Annotated in this window: 15 protein-coding genes; 11 read left to right on the plus strand and 4 right to left on the minus strand. The window is 59.8% G+C overall.

Translation table 11 applies throughout. From position 1 onward, the window contains the following. The first annotated feature begins 91 nt into the window (after positions 1 to 91). Entirely contained in the window at positions 92 to 415 is a 324-nt protein-coding gene (locus AB4N44_RS14985; RefSeq protein ID WP_460108589.1) for a helix-turn-helix domain-containing protein, read from the plus strand. Positions 416 to 444: 29 nt separating this feature from the next. After that, positions 445 to 861, plus strand: coding sequence for a DUF3010 family protein (locus tag AB4N44_RS14990; RefSeq protein WP_426618974.1), 417 nt, complete (start codon positions 445 to 447; stop codon positions 859 to 861). Positions 862 to 982: 121 nt separating this feature from the next. Here the strand turns inward: AB4N44_RS14990 and AB4N44_RS14995 are convergent, their stop codons facing one another. Then, complete coding sequence (locus AB4N44_RS14995) at positions 983 to 1,927, minus strand: GlxA family transcriptional regulator (RefSeq protein ID WP_159814749.1); 945 nt, start codon at positions 1,925 to 1,927, stop codon at positions 983 to 985. 205 nt (positions 1,928 to 2,132) lie between these two features. Between AB4N44_RS14995 and AB4N44_RS15000 the strand changes: the two genes are divergently transcribed. The 6 genes from AB4N44_RS15000 to AB4N44_RS15025 all read left to right on the plus strand — a co-directional run bounded on the left by AB4N44_RS15000 (position 2,133) and on the right by AB4N44_RS15025 (position 7,720). Further along, on the plus strand, positions 2,133 to 3,077 hold the full coding sequence (locus AB4N44_RS15000; protein WP_455805838.1) for a choline ABC transporter substrate-binding protein: 945 nt from the start codon (positions 2,133 to 2,135) through the stop codon (positions 3,075 to 3,077). A 109-nt stretch (positions 3,078 to 3,186) separates the two neighbouring features. Beyond that, the gene (locus tag AB4N44_RS15005) at positions 3,187 to 4,074 is read left to right on the plus strand and encodes a beta-keto acid cleavage family enzyme (RefSeq protein ID WP_316917234.1); all 888 of its coding nucleotides are present in this window, start codon (positions 3,187 to 3,189) and stop codon (positions 4,072 to 4,074) included. A 141-nt stretch (positions 4,075 to 4,215) separates the two neighbouring features. Continuing rightward, positions 4,216 to 5,181, plus strand: a complete 966-nt coding sequence (locus tag AB4N44_RS15010; protein WP_460108586.1) for an L-carnitine dehydrogenase — start codon at positions 4,216 to 4,218, stop codon at positions 5,179 to 5,181. Positions 5,182 to 5,406: 225 nt separating this feature from the next. Then, positions 5,407 to 5,883 (plus strand): thioesterase family protein, encoded by a 477-nt coding sequence (locus AB4N44_RS15015; RefSeq protein ID WP_460108584.1) that lies wholly within the window; start codon positions 5,407 to 5,409, stop codon positions 5,881 to 5,883. Positions 5,884 to 5,907: 24 nt separating this feature from the next. Next, the gene (locus tag AB4N44_RS15020; protein WP_160042142.1) at positions 5,908 to 7,071 is read left to right on the plus strand and encodes a gamma-butyrobetaine dioxygenase; all 1,164 of its coding nucleotides are present in this window, start codon (positions 5,908 to 5,910) and stop codon (positions 7,069 to 7,071) included. Between the two features lie 385 nt (positions 7,072 to 7,456). Further along, complete coding sequence (locus tag AB4N44_RS15025; protein ID WP_016983943.1) at positions 7,457 to 7,720, plus strand: hypothetical protein; 264 nt, start codon at positions 7,457 to 7,459, stop codon at positions 7,718 to 7,720. 125 nt (positions 7,721 to 7,845) lie between these two features. Here AB4N44_RS15025 and gbdR read toward each other — a convergent pair whose 3' ends face one another. Further along, positions 7,846 to 8,949, minus strand: a complete 1,104-nt coding sequence (gbdR, locus tag AB4N44_RS15030) for a choline metabolism transcriptional regulator GbdR (protein ID WP_007949927.1) — start codon at positions 8,947 to 8,949, stop codon at positions 7,846 to 7,848. A gap of 549 nt (positions 8,950 to 9,498) precedes the next feature. Further along, positions 9,499 to 10,875 (minus strand): L-serine ammonia-lyase, encoded by a 1,377-nt coding sequence (locus tag AB4N44_RS15035; protein ID WP_460108582.1) that lies wholly within the window; start codon positions 10,873 to 10,875, stop codon positions 9,499 to 9,501. 437 nt (positions 10,876 to 11,312) lie between these two features. Here AB4N44_RS15035 and AB4N44_RS15040 point away from each other — a divergent pair, with 437 nt between their 5' ends. The 3 genes from AB4N44_RS15040 to choV all read left to right on the plus strand — a co-directional run bounded on the left by AB4N44_RS15040 (position 11,313) and on the right by choV (position 14,347). After that, positions 11,313 to 12,260, plus strand: coding sequence for a choline ABC transporter substrate-binding protein (locus tag AB4N44_RS15040; protein ID WP_095121425.1), 948 nt, complete (start codon positions 11,313 to 11,315; stop codon positions 12,258 to 12,260). A gap of 66 nt (positions 12,261 to 12,326) precedes the next feature. Continuing rightward, positions 12,327 to 13,172, plus strand: a complete 846-nt coding sequence (gene choW, locus AB4N44_RS15045) for a choline ABC transporter permease subunit (RefSeq protein ID WP_095121426.1) — start codon at positions 12,327 to 12,329, stop codon at positions 13,170 to 13,172. Further along, complete coding sequence (choV, locus tag AB4N44_RS15050; protein WP_160042146.1) at positions 13,169 to 14,347, plus strand: choline ABC transporter ATP-binding protein; 1,179 nt, start codon at positions 13,169 to 13,171, stop codon at positions 14,345 to 14,347. Before choW ends, choV begins: the two co-directional genes overlap by 4 nt. A 243-nt stretch (positions 14,348 to 14,590) precedes the next feature. Here choV and AB4N44_RS15055 read toward each other — a convergent pair whose 3' ends face one another. After that, positions 14,591 to 16,531: a BCCT family transporter gene (locus AB4N44_RS15055; RefSeq protein ID WP_238704422.1), complete on the minus strand. Its 1,941-nt coding sequence runs from the start codon at positions 16,529 to 16,531 to the stop codon at positions 14,591 to 14,593. Between the last annotated feature and the right edge of the window lie 181 nt (positions 16,532 to 16,712).

A 16,712-nucleotide genomic window follows, 5' to 3' on the forward strand; every position in this document is an offset into this window, starting at 1 on the left:
CGCAACATGCCGTCAAACGTTGCTGGTTGGTCTCGCGAGAAATATAAGCAAAGATCCTCGAATCTTATAAAAGGCTTATATTTCTCCGAACATGAAATTGTCCAAAGACATCCAAATCATCAACGACGCCGAGGGCAAACCGGCCTTTGTGGTCATTCCGTACGCGCAGTACGTTGCGCAAAAAATGCAGCCCGACCTGATTCCCCATGAGGTCGTCAGCCGGATGGTCGATGGGGCCACACCGATCCGTGCCTGGCGCGAACACCTCAACCTGACTCAGGAAGAAGTCGCCAAACGCATGGGTATTTCGCAACCGGCGTTTGCCCAGCAAGAAACAGTCGCCAAACCTCGCAAGGCTACGCGTGAGAAAATTGCGTCGGCGTTCGGCATCACCGCCAATCAGCTTGAGCTGTAAGCTGCCCTCTTCACTTAAAGGAATTCCCCATGAACATCTGCGGCATTGAAATCAAAGGCAGCGAAGCGATTATCGCCGTGGCCGCTCTCGACGGTTCGGTCCTGAGCCACGTCCCCCTCGCCACCAAGAAAATCGCTCTCGAAGAGGATGACGAAGCGGCGAACGTGAAGTTGTTCGCGGCGCAGGTGGCGTCGTTTGTGCGTGAGAATTCGGTTGACCGGATTGCGATCAAGAAGCGCAGCAAGAAGGGTGAGTTCGCCGGCGGGCCGACGACGTTCAAGATTGAGGGGATTTTGCAGCTGCTGGATGGCTGTGAAGTGACGTTGTTGTCGCCGCAGACGATCAATGCGCAGGCGAAGAAGCATAATTTCGAACTGCCGGGGACGTTGAACAAGTATCAGCATGAGGCTTATAAGGCTGCGTGTTCGGCGTTGGTGAAGAAGTAACGCGATCAAACTGTAGGAGTGAGCCTGCTCGCGATGACGAAGTGTCAGTCGACATCAGTGTTGTCTGACTTACCGCTATCGCGAGCAGGCTCACTCCTACAGGGGTTTTGTGTGCATCCATTCAGGCCTGGGCGGTACGCCGGTCTTCGCGCGGGCAGCGGGCGAATTTTGCTCGATAGCTGCGGGTGAAGTAGGACGGTGATTCGAAGCCGCAGGCGATGCTGACTTCGAGCACGCTCATGTCGGTCTGACGCAGTAGCTGCCGGGCCTTTTCCAAGCGCAATCGCAGGTAAAAGTTACTCGGCGTATCGTTCAGATGCAGCCGAAACAACCGTTCCAGTTGCCGCCGCGTGACTTTGATCGATTCCGCCAATTGCAGCGTGGTCAGCGGCGGTTCGCTGTGCTGCTCCATCTCGCCAATCACCTGCACCAGTTTCTTGTTATTGATGCCATAACGCGTAGCGACTTCCATGCGCTGGTGGTCTTTGCGCGGGCGAATCCGCCCCAGCACAAACTGCTCACTGACCTCAATCGCCAGCTGCGGCCCATGGGCCTGGGCGATCAGATCGAGCATCAGATCGATGGACGCGGTGCCGCCCGCCGAGGTGATGCGCCGACGGTCGATCTCGAACAGCTCCTGAGTGACGCTGAGCTGTGGATAAGATTCCTTGAACGCATCGATCGCTTCCCAGTGCAGGGTCAGGCGATGGCCCTCAAGCAACCCGGCTTCGGCAAGGACAAAGCTGCCCGTGTCGATGGCGCCCAGCGTCACGCCATCGTTATCCAGCCGCCGTAACCAATGTTCAAGGTTTGGCGTGGCGAACTTCAGCGGCTCAAACCCGGCCACCACCAATAACGTCGCGCCTTTCTTCAGCGGTTCCAGCGCGGCATCGGCGTTAACCGACATGCCATTGCTCGCCAACACCGCCCCGCCATCGGCGCTAAGTACGTGCCAGCGGTACAGCTCGCCGCGAAAGCGGTTGGCCACGCGCAGCGGTTCGATGGCGGAAATAAAGCCGATGGCGGAGAAGCCCGGCATCAGCAAGAAATAGAAATCCTGAGACATGTGCGCACTCGATTCGCGGGTAACGAGAGGGAGGGGAGCGTGGATCGTTGATACGCCGATTGTCGTCAGCGTTCAAGGGTGCAGGTCGCTACAGTGCAAATGCCCGTCGCCGTAGTGCGCTTTCACGGGTGCATTGCTGCGTAACTTTGCATCACCGGCGCATCAGAGCCGGGAACCACAATAACGACCTGCCGAGGAACCCGACATGAAACGACTGATCAGCAGCTGTGTTCTTGCACTCAGCGGTACCGCTTTCTTCAGCGCCAGCGTCATGGCGGCCGACCCGGCATCGTGCCAGAACGTGCGCATGGGCGTGGTCAACTGGACCGACGTGATCGCCACCAGTGCCATGACCCAGGTCCTGCTCGACGGCCTCGGCTACAACACCAAACAAACCAGCGCCTCCCAGCAAATCATCTTCGCCGGGATCCGCGATCAGCGCCTGGACCTGTTCCTCGGTTACTGGAACCCGCTGATGACCCAGACCATCACCCCGTTCGTCGACGCCAACCAAGTCAAAGTCCTCGAAGCGCCAAGCCTGAAAGACGCCCGCGCGACCCTCGCCGTGCCGACTTATCTGGCGGACAAGGGCCTGAAAACCTTCGCTGACATCGCCAGGTTTGAAAAAGAACTGGGCGGCAAGATCTACGGCATCGAACCGGGCTCGGGCGCCAACACGCAGATCAAGGCAATGATCGCCAAGAACCAGTTCGGCCTCGGCAAATTCCAGTTGGTCGAGTCGAGCGAGGCCGGCATGCTCGCCGCCGTCGACCGCGCCGTGCGCCGCAAAGAGGCTGTGGTGTTCTTCGGCTGGGCGCCGCACCCGATGAACGTCAACGTGCAGATGACGTATCTGACCGGCAGCGACGACGCCCTCGGTCCGAACGAAGGCATGGCCACCGTGTGGACCGTCACCGCGCCGAAATACGCCGAGCAGTGTCCGAACATCGGTCGCCTGCTGACCAACCTGACGTTCACCGCCGAGGACGAGAGCCGGATGATGCAGCCGCTGCTCGATCACAAGGACGCCTTTGAATCCGCCAGGCAATGGCTCAAGGATCACCCTGAAGACAAGCAGCGCTGGCTGGAAGGTGTGACCACGTTCGATGGCAAACCGGCCGCTGAAAACCTGCAGTTGACCAGCAAATAACCCTCTCTTGAAAAGCCCCTCTCCCAGATTGGGAGAGAGGACTGACCGACGCTTCGCAGCCCCGAAAAGGGCTGCGGACAGACCCATCACGCCTGAAGGAAACCGCACCATGAACCACGACGTCATCATCACCTGCGCACTCACCGGTGCTGGCGACACGACCGCCAAGAGCCCGCACGTGCCGGTCACCCCGAAACAGATCGCCGCTGCCGCCGTAGAAGCGGCCAAGGCTGGAGCCACCGTCGTGCACTGCCATGTGCGCGATCCGCAGACCGGCAAGTTCAGCCGCAACGTAGCGCTGTACCGCGAAGTGATGGAGCGCATCCGCGAGGCCGACGTCGACATCATCGTCAACCTCACCGCCGGTATGGGCGGCGACCTGGAGATCGGCGCCGGCGAGAACCCGATGGAGTTCGGTCCGAACACCGATCTGGTCGGCCCGCTGACCCGTCTGGCGCACGTTGAAGAACTGCTGCCGGAAATCTGCACTCTCGATTGCGGCACGCTGAACTTCGGTGATGGCGACACCATTTATGTGTCCACCCCGGCGCAACTGCGTGCCGGCGCCAAGCGCATCACCGAGCTGGGCGTGAAGGCCGAGCTGGAGATTTTCGACACCGGTCACCTGTGGTTCGCCAAGCAGATGATCAAGGAGGGTTTGCTGGATAACCCGTTGTTCCAGCTGTGCCTGGGCATCCCGTGGGGCGCACCGGCCGATACCACCACCATGAAAGCCATGGTCGATAACTTGCCCGCTGACGCGGTGTGGGCCGGGTTCGGCATTGGCCGGATGCAGATGCCGATGGCGGCGCAAGCGGTGTTGCTCGGCGGCAACGTGCGGGTCGGGCTGGAAGACAACCTGTGGCTGGACAAGGGTGTGCTGGCGACCAACGGCCAATTGGTCGAGCGCGCCACCGAGATCCTCAGCCGCCTCGGCGCCCGGGTGCTGACCCCGGCCGAGGGCCGCAAGAAAATGGGCCTGACCCAGCGCGGTTAAACCATCACTCATTTCCCCTGTGGGAGCGAGCCTGCTCGCGAAGAGGCCCGTACATCCGAAGCATCTTCATCAGCAGAGGCACCGCTTTCGCGAGCAGGCTCGCTCCCACAGTTGATCGCCGAACTATTCAGGAATGTCGCCATGAGCTTTATCACCGATATCAAAACCTTCGCCGCGCTGGGCAGCGGTGTCATTGGCAGCGGTTGGGTCGCTCGCGCCCTCGCCCATGGCCTCGATGTGGTGGCGTGGGACCCGGCCCCCGGTGCCGAAGCAGCGCTGCGCAAACGCGTGGCCAATGCCTGGGGCGCGCTGGAGAAAAATGGTCTGGCACCCGGCGCTTCGCAGGATCGTCTGCGCTTTGTTGCGACCATCGAAGAGTGCGTGCGCGATGCCGATTTCATTCAGGAAAGCGCCCCGGAACGTCTCGAACTGAAACTCGATCTGCACAGCAAAATCAGCGCCGCGGCCAAGCCGAATGCGTTGATCGGCTCGAGCACTTCGGGCCTGCTGCCGAGCGAGTTCTACGAGAGTTCGACGCACCCGGAGCGCTGCGTGGTAGGCCACCCGTTCAATCCGGTTTATTTACTGCCGCTGGTGGAAGTTGTGGGTGGCAAGAACACCGCGCCCGAAGCCGTACAAGCAGCGATGAAAGTCTACGAATCCCTCGGCATGCGTCCGTTACATGTGCGCAAGGAAGTGCCCGGATTCATCGCTGACCGCTTGCTTGAAGCGCTGTGGCGTGAGGCGCTGCACCTGGTCAATGACGGTGTCGCGACCACTGGCGAGATCGATGATGCGATCCGCTTTGGCGCCGGGTTGCGCTGGTCGTTCATGGGTACGTTCCTGACTTACACCCTGGCCGGTGGTAATGCGGGCATGCGCCACTTCATGTCGCAATTCGGCCCGGCGTTGCAGTTGCCGTGGACGTATTTGCCGGCGCCGGAGCTGACTGACAAGTTGATTGATGATGTGGTCGATGGCACCAGTGATCAGCTTGGCCGTCACAGCATTTCGGCGCTGGAACGCTATCGTGATGATTGCTTGCTGGCGGTGCTGGAGGCGGTGAAGACTACCAAGGAGAAGCATGGGATGAGTTTTAGCGAGTGATGCGTTTGCTTCATACCGCTGCCCTCACCCTAGCCCTCTCCCAGAGGTAGAGGGGACTGACCGAGTTGAATGTTCGAGCTACGCCGACCTGCACCACCGAGCCGAACTCAAGTTTTGAATAGCATAAAGATCGGCTCCCTTTCCCCCTCTCCCCCCTGGGGGAGAGGGCTGGGGTGAGGGGGTAGCTCTTGATCCTGACGACCCGCCAACTGCCGGAACCCAATCATGCCCAACCTCACCACCTACCAAACCAGAATCATCCCCGACTGGGTCGACTACAACGGCCACCTGCGCGACGCCTTCTACCTGCTGATTTTCAGCTACGCCACCGACGCCCTGATGGATCGCCTCGGCATGGACAGCAACAACCGCGAAGCCAGCGGCAACTCGCTGTTCACCCTCGAACTGCACCTCAATTATCTGCACGAAGTGAAACTCGATACCGAGGTCGAAGTACGCACGCAAATCATCGGCCACGACAGCAAACGCCTGCATCTCTATCACAGCCTGCACAAGGTCGGTGATGACCAGGAACTGGCGGGCAACGAACAGATGCTGTTGCACGTCCACCTCGCCGGCCCACGTTCGGCACCGTTCAGCCCGGACACCCTGAGCCGCCTGCAAAGCATCGTCGCCGAGCAGAAAGACTTGCCTGCCCCCGCTTACATCGGCCGCGTCATCGCGCTGCCACCTGCAAGGTAAATCCATCGATCACAAGGAACCGCCATGAACACCGCTGCCGCTGTTGCCGACTTCCGTACTTATCCGTTGATCAGCGCGCTCGGTGGCGTGCAGACCTTGGCGGATCGCGTTGCCATTGAGTGGGCTGACGGGCGCGTCAGCCCGTTCCACCATATCTGGTTGCGGGACAACTGCCCGTGTCCACAGTGCGTCTACAACATCACCCGCGAACAGGTCTTCGAGATTGTCGATGCCGCTGAAGACCTCAAACCTGCTGCCGCGCATATCGATACCCACGGCTGTCTGCGCATTGACTGGCAGGACGGCCACCTCAGCCGATTCGATCCAGGCTGGTTGCGCGCCCATGCCTACGATGAGCAATCCCGCGCCGAACGCTTGGCCGCCAAACCCAAGCCTTATCTGTGGCGCAGCGATATGCAGTTGCCGGTGTTCGAATACGCGGCACTGATGAACGACAACGCCGCGCTGCTGCAATGGCTGATTGCGGTACGCGACATCGGCCTGACCCAAGTGCGCGGCGTACCCACCGAACCCGGCTCGCTGAAGCTCATCGCCCAGCGCATTTCCTTTATTCGCGAGAGCAACTTCGGCGTGCTGTTCAACGTGCAATCCAAAGCCGATGCCGACAGCAATGCCTACACCGCTTTCAACCTGCCGTTGCACACCGACCTGCCCACTCGCGAGCTGCAACCTGGATTGCAATTTCTGCATTGCCTGGTGAATGACGCCGAGGGTGGCGAGAGTATTTTTGTCGATGGTTTTGCGATTGCCGATGCGTTGCGCAGCGAAGACCCGGCAGCGTTTCAGGCGCTGTGTGAAATACCCGTGGAGTTTCGCAACAAGGATCGTCATAGCGACTATCGCTGCCTGGCGCCGATCATTGCTCTGGATGCCTTGGGACGCGTGGCGGAAATTCGCATGGCGAACTTTCTGCGCGGCGCGTTCGATACGTCAGTGGAGCAAATGCCACGGTTGTATCGGGCTTATCGACGCTTCATTGCGATGACTCGCGAGCCACGGTTTCGGCTGATGCAACGGCTCAACCCCGGTGAGTTGTGGTGTTTTGATAACCGCCGCACATTGCATGCGCGCAATGCGTTTGACCCGGCCACCGGGGCGCGGCATTTTCAGGGCTGCTATGTCGACCGGGATGAATTGTTGTCGCGGATTCTGGTGCTGCAACGCTAAACCGCGTCATCGTTCTTCGCGAGCAGGCTCGCTCCCACATTCAACCTCATTCCCATGAAGGAACGCGGTCACCTGTGGGAGCGAGCCTGCTCGCGAAGGCGTCAGCAGCAACACACCGTTCTCTGATTCACAGGCAAAAAAACTCCGATCAAGCCGTGACAGGATCGGAGCTGAGGAGGGTACTGTTGAGGAGCTGCCAAGCGAGGGTGACCAAACCTTCGTGTTGCAAGCTGAGTTCAGTGTGCCCACTCCCTTGAGCGGCGAGTTAGCCGAAAACGACCTGTTCATAGCCGTCGCGGCCACTGCGACAAATCGCCCTTGCCGTGCCTCGGCATGCCTACCAGAATCGAGCCACGACCTCCGTTACCGAAGAAGGATGCGCGTCATGATGTATGCCGATTTGATCGATCAGGAAGATTTGTTGGGCCAGCTCAAGGCGTTGGGTATTCAAGTGCCCAGTGGCACGACCGCCGATCAGGCTTGCGAGTGCGCGGTGCGCGGTCTGGATAACGTTCGCGCGTTTGAACTGCGCAAGATGGTCAAGGACATGTACACCAGCGGCGCCAGTATTCAGCCGGCGGTGCGTCAGGCGATCGACAAACAGTTGTTGCCGGCCTTGGCGGACTACCAGCAAAGCCATAGCGCCTGACGTTGCTCACCTGATCGTTCCCACGCTCTGCGTGGGAATGCCTCAACGGACGCTCCGCGTTCGGCCTTTTGGGACGCAGAGCGTCCCGGGTTGCGTTCCCACGCAGAGCGTGGGAACGATCCTCATCAGAGCCTTACGCTTGCAAACGTCGATTCATTGCGCGCCTGACTCAACGCCGACATCGGCCCCGACAGCGGCGACATCACGATCGCCTGCGGCAGCGGCAGCATCGCCACTTGCTGGGTGGTGTTGGAGCCTACGCGCTCGTCACGCGGCGGAATGCCGAAGTATTCGCGGTAGCACTTGGAAAAGTGCGGCGTCGAGACGAAACCACACACCGACGCCACCTCGATGATCGACATCGGCGTCTGCTTGAGTAACTGCCGCGCGCGAATCAAACGCAGCTTCAAGTAGTAACGCGACGGCGAGCAGTGCAGGTATTTCTGGAACAGGCGCTCCAGCTGTCGACGCGACACGGCGACGTACACTGCCAATTCATCCAGGTCGATCGGCTCTTCCAGATTGGCTTCCATCAGCGCGACGATTTCCTGCAGCTTCGGCTGGTTGGTGCCGAGCATGTGCTTGAGCGGCACGCGCTGGTGATCCTGTTCGTTGCGGATACGTTCGTAGACGAACATCTCCGAGATCGCGGCGGACAGTTCGCGGCCGTGATCGCGGCTGATCAGGTGCAGCATCATGTCCAGCGGTGCGGTGCCGCCGGAACTGGTGAAACGGTTACGGTCGAGGGTGAACAAGCGCGTGCTCATGGCCACGCGCGGGAAAGCTTCCTGCATCGCCGCCAGACATTCCCAGTGCACGCTGCAATCGAAACCGTCGAGCAACCCCGCGCAAGCCAGCGCCCAACTGCCGGTGCACACGGCGCCGAGGCGCTTGGACTGTCGCGCCTGGCTTTGCAGCCATGAAACGTGTTCGCGGGTGACAGTGCGTTGGATACCGATGCCGCCGCAGACAATCACAGTGTCCAGCGGCGGGGCTTTGTGCATGGAAGCGTCGGGCGTGATTTGCAGACCGTCACTGGCCCACACCTGGCCGCCATCGACGGTGAGGGTGCTCCAGCGATACAGCTCGCGACCGGACAATTGGTTGGCCATGCGTAGAGGTTCTACTGCGGAGGCCAGAGAAATCAGCGTGAAATTGTCCAGCAGCAGAAAGCCGATGGATTGAGGCGCACGGTTCTGGGGTTGGGCCCCGGAGTTGAACGACGTCATCGCGGTATCTCCTCACACAAAGCGGGTGATGGCCTCAGGCGGAGGCTCTTGTTATTGCCAGCGTTCTCGCGTGGGAGACGGGCTTTGTTATGACAGAGCAATTGCCATGCCTAAAATTGAATGGCTGTTCAATAACTCCTGAAAACGACGTCGCGACGTGTCTATACGAGCCGTCCGACGAAAGGTGTTTCGAAGTGCCATTAGTGTTGTTGAGCGCCTTGCCCCGAGGGGTGTGAGCAAATCGGTAGCACTTGTGGGAACTGGCCTGCGCGCGATTGTCGGACAGTGTCACCGCAAGCACGGGTGACGGACGGTAGGAGAGCTGAGCGCGTGTAACAGGTGGGAAAGACTCTTATCTGATTACGACGCGCTAAAAGGTGGCGTGATTTATTGTCTGTGTTCACTTGGTGAGCAGTTTTGACTGGTCTGGCCCCTTCGCGAGCAGGCTCGCTCCCACAGTAGATCTCCAGTGAACACAAAATGTGTGAACGCCAGGGTCCAATGTGGGAGCGAGCCTGCTCGCGAAGAATTCACCTCGGTGTCACTGACTCAGCACTCCACCGCACTGACCGCCAACCCACCTCGCGATGTCTCTTTATATTTGTCATGCATATCCGCACCGGTGTCACGCATGGTGCGGATCACCCGATCCAGCGAAATAAAATGCTGACCATCACCACGCAACGCCATCTGCGCCGCGTTGATCGCTTTCACCGCCGCAATCGCATTGCGCTCGATGCACGGCACTTGCACCAGGCCACCGACCGGATCGCAGGTCAGCCCAAGGTTATGTTCCAGGCCAATCTCCGCCGCGTTGCACAACTGCTCCGGCGTAGCGCCAAGAATCTCCGCCAGCCCCGCCGCCGCCATCGCGCACGCTGAACCGACCTCGCCCTGACAGCCAACTTCGGCGCCCGAGATCGACGCATTCTTCTTGCACAGAATCCCCACTGCCGCCGCACCGAGGAAGTAGTCGACCACGTTGGCGTCCGTCACCGCTTCGCTGAACTTCATAAAGTAGTGCAACACCGCCGGAATGATCCCCGCCGCGCCATTGGTCGGCGCCGTGACCATGCGCCCACCCGCCGCGTTTTCTTCATTAACAGCCAGCGCAAACAGATTGACCCACTCCATCGCGCTGAGCGTCGAGCCGATCACATTGGGCTTGCCCAACTCCTGAAGACTGCGGTGCAACTTCGCCGCGCGCCGCCGTACATTCAATCCGCCAGGCAGGATGCCTTCGTGTTTCAGCCCCTGCTCGACGCAGTCCTGCATCGCCCGCCACAGCTTCATCAGCCCGGCGCGGATTTCTTCTTCACTGCGCCAGACCTTTTCGTTAGCCATCATCAGTTCGGCAACGCGCAGGTTGTTGTTCTTGCACAGCTCCAGCAGCTCGACCGCGCTGGAAAAGTCATAAGGCAATTCAGTGCGATCCAGATCGACCACGCCACTGGACGCCTGCGCTTGATCGACGACAAAACCGCCACCCACCGAATAGTAGGTGTCGCGATGCAGTTCGCCGTGATCGCCCTCGGCCACAATCGTCATGGCATTGGGGTGGAACGGCAGGTTCTCGTCGATCAGACGCATGTCCCGCGCCCAGACAAACGGCACCGCCAAACGACCGTCCAATAACAGCGTGTGAGTTTCACGCAGGGCCTGAATGCGCGGGCCGATCTGCGACGGGTCGATTGCGTCCGGCCACTCGCCCATCAGGCCCATGATCACCGCGTTGTCGCTACCGTGACCAATGCCGGTCGCCGATAACGAACCGTACAGCTGCACTTCGATCCGCCGCACCTGCTCCAGCTGGTGCTTGTCCCGTAGCGACTCGACGAACAACGCCGCGGCGCGCATGGGCCCGACGGTGTGGGAACTGGAAGGGCCGATGCCGATTTTGAACAGGTCGAAAACGCTGATAGCCATTGCTGCAGAGCTCCTGAGGATGCCGGTCCGGGACGCAAAAGCGCCCGCTGGCGGAGCTGCTACGCTCAAGCTGCGATCCGCCGGAATGCCCGCATCATCAGGCTTTTGTCGGAGCGCACGGCGTCTGACACCGACGCACTCATGTCCACCAGCGCCGCGCCGTTTTCGTCCCGGTTTTTCGCCGTTTTTATACGGTTCAGAGGGCCATTCGGGGCTGAAAAAAGCTGTAAACGACGTCACTGACACTGGATGCGACCATCCCTGTACTGGATACGACCCCCCCTGTAGGCGTCAGATTTTCACTGGTACATGATCGTTATGACTCGATTGCAAGGCGCCGTGGTAGAGCTGTCTCCAGAACGCCATCCAACCGCAACCTATAAGTGCGGTGGTCCACAGTCGGAACACTGCCAAAAAAAACACCAAGGAGTCCATCCATGAAAGGTTCCCCGTCGTTGTTGTTGGCCGCCATGCTGAGTCTGCCGTTACTGGCGCAAGCTGCAGAACCGGCGCAGTGCAGTACCGTTAACTTCTCCGATGTCGGCTGGACCGACATCACCGCCACCACCGCCACCACCTCCGTTGTCCTCAACGCCCTCGGCTACAAGACCAAGACCACCATGATCTCCGTGCCCGTGACCTACAAGTCGCTGGCCGACGGCAAGAACATGGACGTGTTCCTCGGCAACTGGATGCCGACCATGGAAAACGACATCAAGGCCTACCGCGACGCCGGCACCGTGGAAACCGTGCGCACCAATCTCAAGGGCGCCAAGTACACCCTCGCCGTGCCGCAAGCCCTGTATGACAAAGGTCTGCATGACTTCGCCGACATCGCCAAATTCAAGAAAGAGCTCGACGGCAAGATCTACGGCATCGAGCCTGGCAACGACGGCAACCGTCTGATCCAGAGCATGATCGACAAGGACGCCTTCGGCCTGAAGACCGCCGGTTTCAAAGTCGTCGAATCCTCCGAAGCGGGCATGCTCTCGCAGGTGGATCGCGCGCAAAAACGCGACACAGCGGTGGTCTTCCTCGGCTGGGCGCCACACCCGATGAACAAGCGCTTCAAGATTCAATACCTGACCGGTGGCGATGATTTCTTCGGCCCCGATTTCGGTGCGGCGACCGTGGCGACCAACACCCGCAAGGGTTACGCCACGGAATGCAGCAACGTGGGTCAGTTGCTGAAGAACCTGGAGTTCACCGTCGACATGGAAAGCGAACTGATGGGCAACATCCTCGACGACAAGATGAAGCCTGACGCGGCCGCCAAGGCCTGGCTGAAAAAGAATCCACAAGTGCTCGATACCTGGCTCGCTGGCGTGACCACCATTGACGGTAAACCTGGCCTGGAGGCCGTGAAAGCCAAGATTGCTCAGTAATCGCTTATGCCGGACGGCTGCGGCCGTCCGGGCTGTTTATTTCCTTGCATGCGGACGTTCACTACCATGCTGATTGATCAGAAAATACCTTTAGGCCAGTACATCGCGGGCTTCGTTGAATGGTTGACGCAACACGGCGCCAACACTTTCGACGCAATCGCCGTGACCCTGGAAACGATGATCCACGGCGTGACGTTTGCGCTGACCTGGTTCAACCCACTGGTCTTGATTGGCCTGATTGCAATCATCGCCCATCTGATTCAACGCAAGTGGGGCCTGACCGCGTTTGTGGTCGCCTCCTTCCTGCTGATCCTCAATCTGGGGTACTGGCAGGAAACCATGGAAACCCTCGCCCAGGTCATGTTCGCGACCCTGGTCTGCGTGGTCATCGGCGTGCCGCTGGGCATCGTCGCCGCGCACAAACCGATGTTCTACACTGTCATGCGTCCGGTACTCGATCTGATGCAGACCGTACCGACCTTCGTTTACCTCATTCCTACCCTGACCCTCTTCGGGCTGGGTGTGGTCCCGGGCCTGATCTCCACGGTGGTGTTCGCCATCGCTGCGCCGATCCGTCTGACCTACCTGGGCATCCGCGATGTCCCGCAAGAACTGATGGACGCCGGCAAGGCCTTCGGCTGCTCGCGTCGCCAATTGCTCTCACGGATTGAACTGCCGCACGCCATGCCGAGCATCGCGGCCGGCATCACCCAGTGCATCATGCTGTCGCTGTCGATGGTGGTGATCGCCGCACTGGTCGGCGCCGACGGACTCGGCAAACCGGTGGTCAACGCACTGAACACTGCTGATATCGCCTTGGGCTTCGAAGCGGGCCTGGCGATCGTACTGCTGGCGATCATGCTCGACCGTATCTGCAAACAACCCGACGCCAAAGTAGGGGGTGACGCATGAGCATAATTCGCTTCGAAGACGTTGACGTAATCTTCTCCAAAGATCCGCGCGAGGCACTCAAGCTGCTGGATCAGGGCATGACCCGCAACGAGATCCTGAAGAAGACCGGACAGATCGTCGGTGTGGAAAAAGCCACGCTGGACATCAACAAAGGTGAAATCTGCGTGCTGATGGGCCTGTCGGGTTCCGGCAAGTCGAGCCTGCTGCGCTGCATCAACGGCCTCAACACCGTGAGCCGCGGCAAGCTGTTCGTCGAGCATGAAAACCGCCAGATCGACATCGCCTCCTGCACCCCGGCCGAACTGAAAATGATGCGCACCAAACGCATCGCCATGGTGTTCCAGAAGTTCGCCCTGATGCCGTGGCTGACGGTGCGCGAGAACATCAGTTTCGGTCTGGAAATGCAGGGCCGTCCGGAGAAGGAACGCAAGAAACTCGTCGACGAAAAACTCGAACTGGTTGGCCTGACCCAATGGCGCAACAAGAAGCCTGACGAACTCTCCGGCGGCATGCAGCAGCGCGTTGGTCTGGCGCGGGCGCTGGCGATGGACGCCGATATTCTGCTGATGGACGAACCGTTCTCGGCGCTCGACCCGCTGATCCGTCAGGGTCTGCAGGATGAACTGCTGGAACTGCAACGCAAGCTGAGCAAGACCATCGTCTTCGTGAGCCACGACCTCGACGAGGCGCTCAAACTGGGTAGCCGCATCGCGATCATGAAAGACGGCCGGATCATCCAGTACAGCGTGCCGGAAGAGATCGTGTTGAACCCGGCGGACGACTATGTGCGCACCTTCGTCGCACACACCAATCCGCTCAATGTGCTCTGCGGCCGCAGCCTGATGCGCACGCTGGACAAGTGCAAACGCATCAATGGTTCGGTGTGTCTCGATCCGGGCGGCGATTCGTGGCTCGATCTGGCCGAAGGCAACACCATCAAAGGCGCGCGGCAGAACGGCTCGGTGCTGAACCTGCAGAACTGGGCACCGGGGCAAGCGGTCGAGGGCCTGGAGCGCAAGCCGACGCTAGTGGACTCGAACATCGGTATGCGCGATGCGCTGCAGATTCGTTATCAGACCGGCAACAAGCTGGTGCTGCACGATAACCATCATGTGGTGGGGATCTTGGGCGACAGCGAGCTGTATCACGCGCTGTTAGGCAAGAACCTCGGTTAAGGCAGGATAAAAAAAGGGATCGCGGTGAGCGATCCCTTTTTTATTGGGAAAAAAGCCCCTCACCCTAGCCCTCTCCCGGAGGGAGAGGGGACCGACCGGGGGATGCTGCAGATCTACACCGACCTGATCTTGCTTCACCGAATCCATAATCGACTCGATCTTTCAGGTCGATGTACAACGCCAGACACCTCGGTCAGCTCCCTCTCCCTTGGGGAGAGGGTTGGGGTGAGGGGGCTTTTGACTTTAGCTGTACACCCGGCCAAGGAGCTGCCGATGGCTTTCAAACTGATCGAGCACATCGCGTGTGATCTGATCCTGCGTGAAGCCCATCAGGTCGTAATCCTGGCTGCCGTTGTGCAGATACACTTCAGCGCGGTAGTAACGCTGACGCGCTTCATCGGACTGCGCCGATTCGGTCGGGGTCGCCAGATAGCCGTCCAGGCTGACTTCGTAAACGAAAGGGTTGCCCTCTTCCATCTCAACGCGCACACCCATGCAACGCTTGGATTTACCCAACAGCGTCTGCACTTCCAGACCCTGCGCACGCATCTGCGCGGTGGCATCTTCCAGCGCCGGGCTGACCTGCTTGTCCATAAAGCGCTGCACCACCGATTGGCTCGGCTGCAGGTCCAGTTGCGTCAAACGCTCGCTGAAACCACGACGACCGCGCTCCGCCAGTTGCGCCTGCTCCTGTTCGATCTGCACGTCCTGACGCATGGCCTTGTGCAGGCCGAACATGAAGAACACCAGCACCACCGAGAACGGCAGACCGGCCAGCACCACCATGGTTTGCATGGCTTCGAAGTTACCGGCAAACAGCAGACCGATGGTCACCAGGGTGATCACCACCGACCAGAAGATCCGCAGCCAGTGCGGCGCATCTTCATCGACGTTGCCGCCCTTGCAGGACAGATTCGCCATCATCACCGCGCCGGAGTCGGCCGGGGTCAGGAACAGCACGAAGCCAACAAAGATCGACACACCGATGACGACTTTCGACGCCGGGTAGTGCTCAAGCAATTGATAGATCGCCATCGACGGCTGTTCCAGCGCCGTCTTGCCCAACTCAACCGCCCCCTGGTTCATCACCAGATCCAGCGCCGAGTTACCGAAGATCGACAGCCAGGCCAAGGTGAAGCCCAGCGGAATCAGCAGCACGCCAGCCACCAGTTCACGCACGGTACGACCACGGGAGATACGCGCGATGAACATGCCGACGAATGGCGCCCAGGAAATCCACCACGCCCAGTAGAACAGGGTCCACAGGCCCATCCAGCGCTCGGACTTGGCGTTGTCGCCCTCGTACACATAAAGGTCGAAGGTTTTCAGTACGATGCCATTGAGGTAGTCACCGATGTTCTGCACGAAGCCGTTGAGCAGGTGCAGGGTCGGCCCGAACAGCAGGACGAAAATCAGCAGACCGCTGAACAGCACGATATTCAGGTTGGACAGGCGACGGATGCCGTTTTCCACGCCGGACACGGCAGCGATGGTCGCCACGGTGCTCATCACGATGATCACGATCAACAGGTTAGTGTTGCTGTGTTCCATGCCGAACAGGTTTTCAAGGCCCGAGGACACTTGCAGCGAACCAATCCCCAGGTTGGTCACCAGACCCAGCAGGGTCACGAACATGCCGAAGCCGTCCACCGCGTGACCGGCCGCGCCCTTGACCCAACGCTCGCCGACCAGCGGATACAGCGCCGAACGCAGGGCCAGCGGCTGGTTATGACGGTAAGCAAAGTACGCCACGGCCAGACCGACCAGTGCGTAGATCGCCCAGCCGTGCAGGCCCCAGTGCAGGAACGTCAGCTGTACAGCCTGACGCGCGGCCATGTTGGTGGCCGATGCGCCTTCCGGCGGATTGAAGTAGTGATCCAGCGGCTCGGATGCGCCGAAGTACAGCAGCGAAATACCGATACCCGACGAGAACAGCATCCCCGCCCAGGCGCCGTAACTGAAATCCGGGGTGTCGTCCTTGCTGCCCAGTTTGAGTTTGCCGTACGAGGAAAACGCCAGGCCCACCACAAACACCAGGTAGGCGGCGATGACCACCATGTAGTACCAGCCGAAGCTGCGCGACAACCAGGCCTGAGCGATACCCAACAGTCTGCCGGCCTCTTGCGGGGCGATAATCAGAATGGCGGTCAACAACAGAATCAGCGCGGTAGAGGTGTAAAACACCCAACCGTTGACCGTCACCTTCTCGGGCGGGGTCTTTATAAGCGAGGCAGAACTCATGGCACAAATGCTCCAGGCAGTGCGAGAGAAGAACACAAGGCAACACGGAACCCGACCAATCGGTTAGTTGGCAGCCGACCGGCGGGTGATATAAAGACACCCCGAAAAATGCCCGAACCTGCCG

The sequence above is a fragment of the Pseudomonas sp. S3_C06 genome (assembly GCF_054667675.1).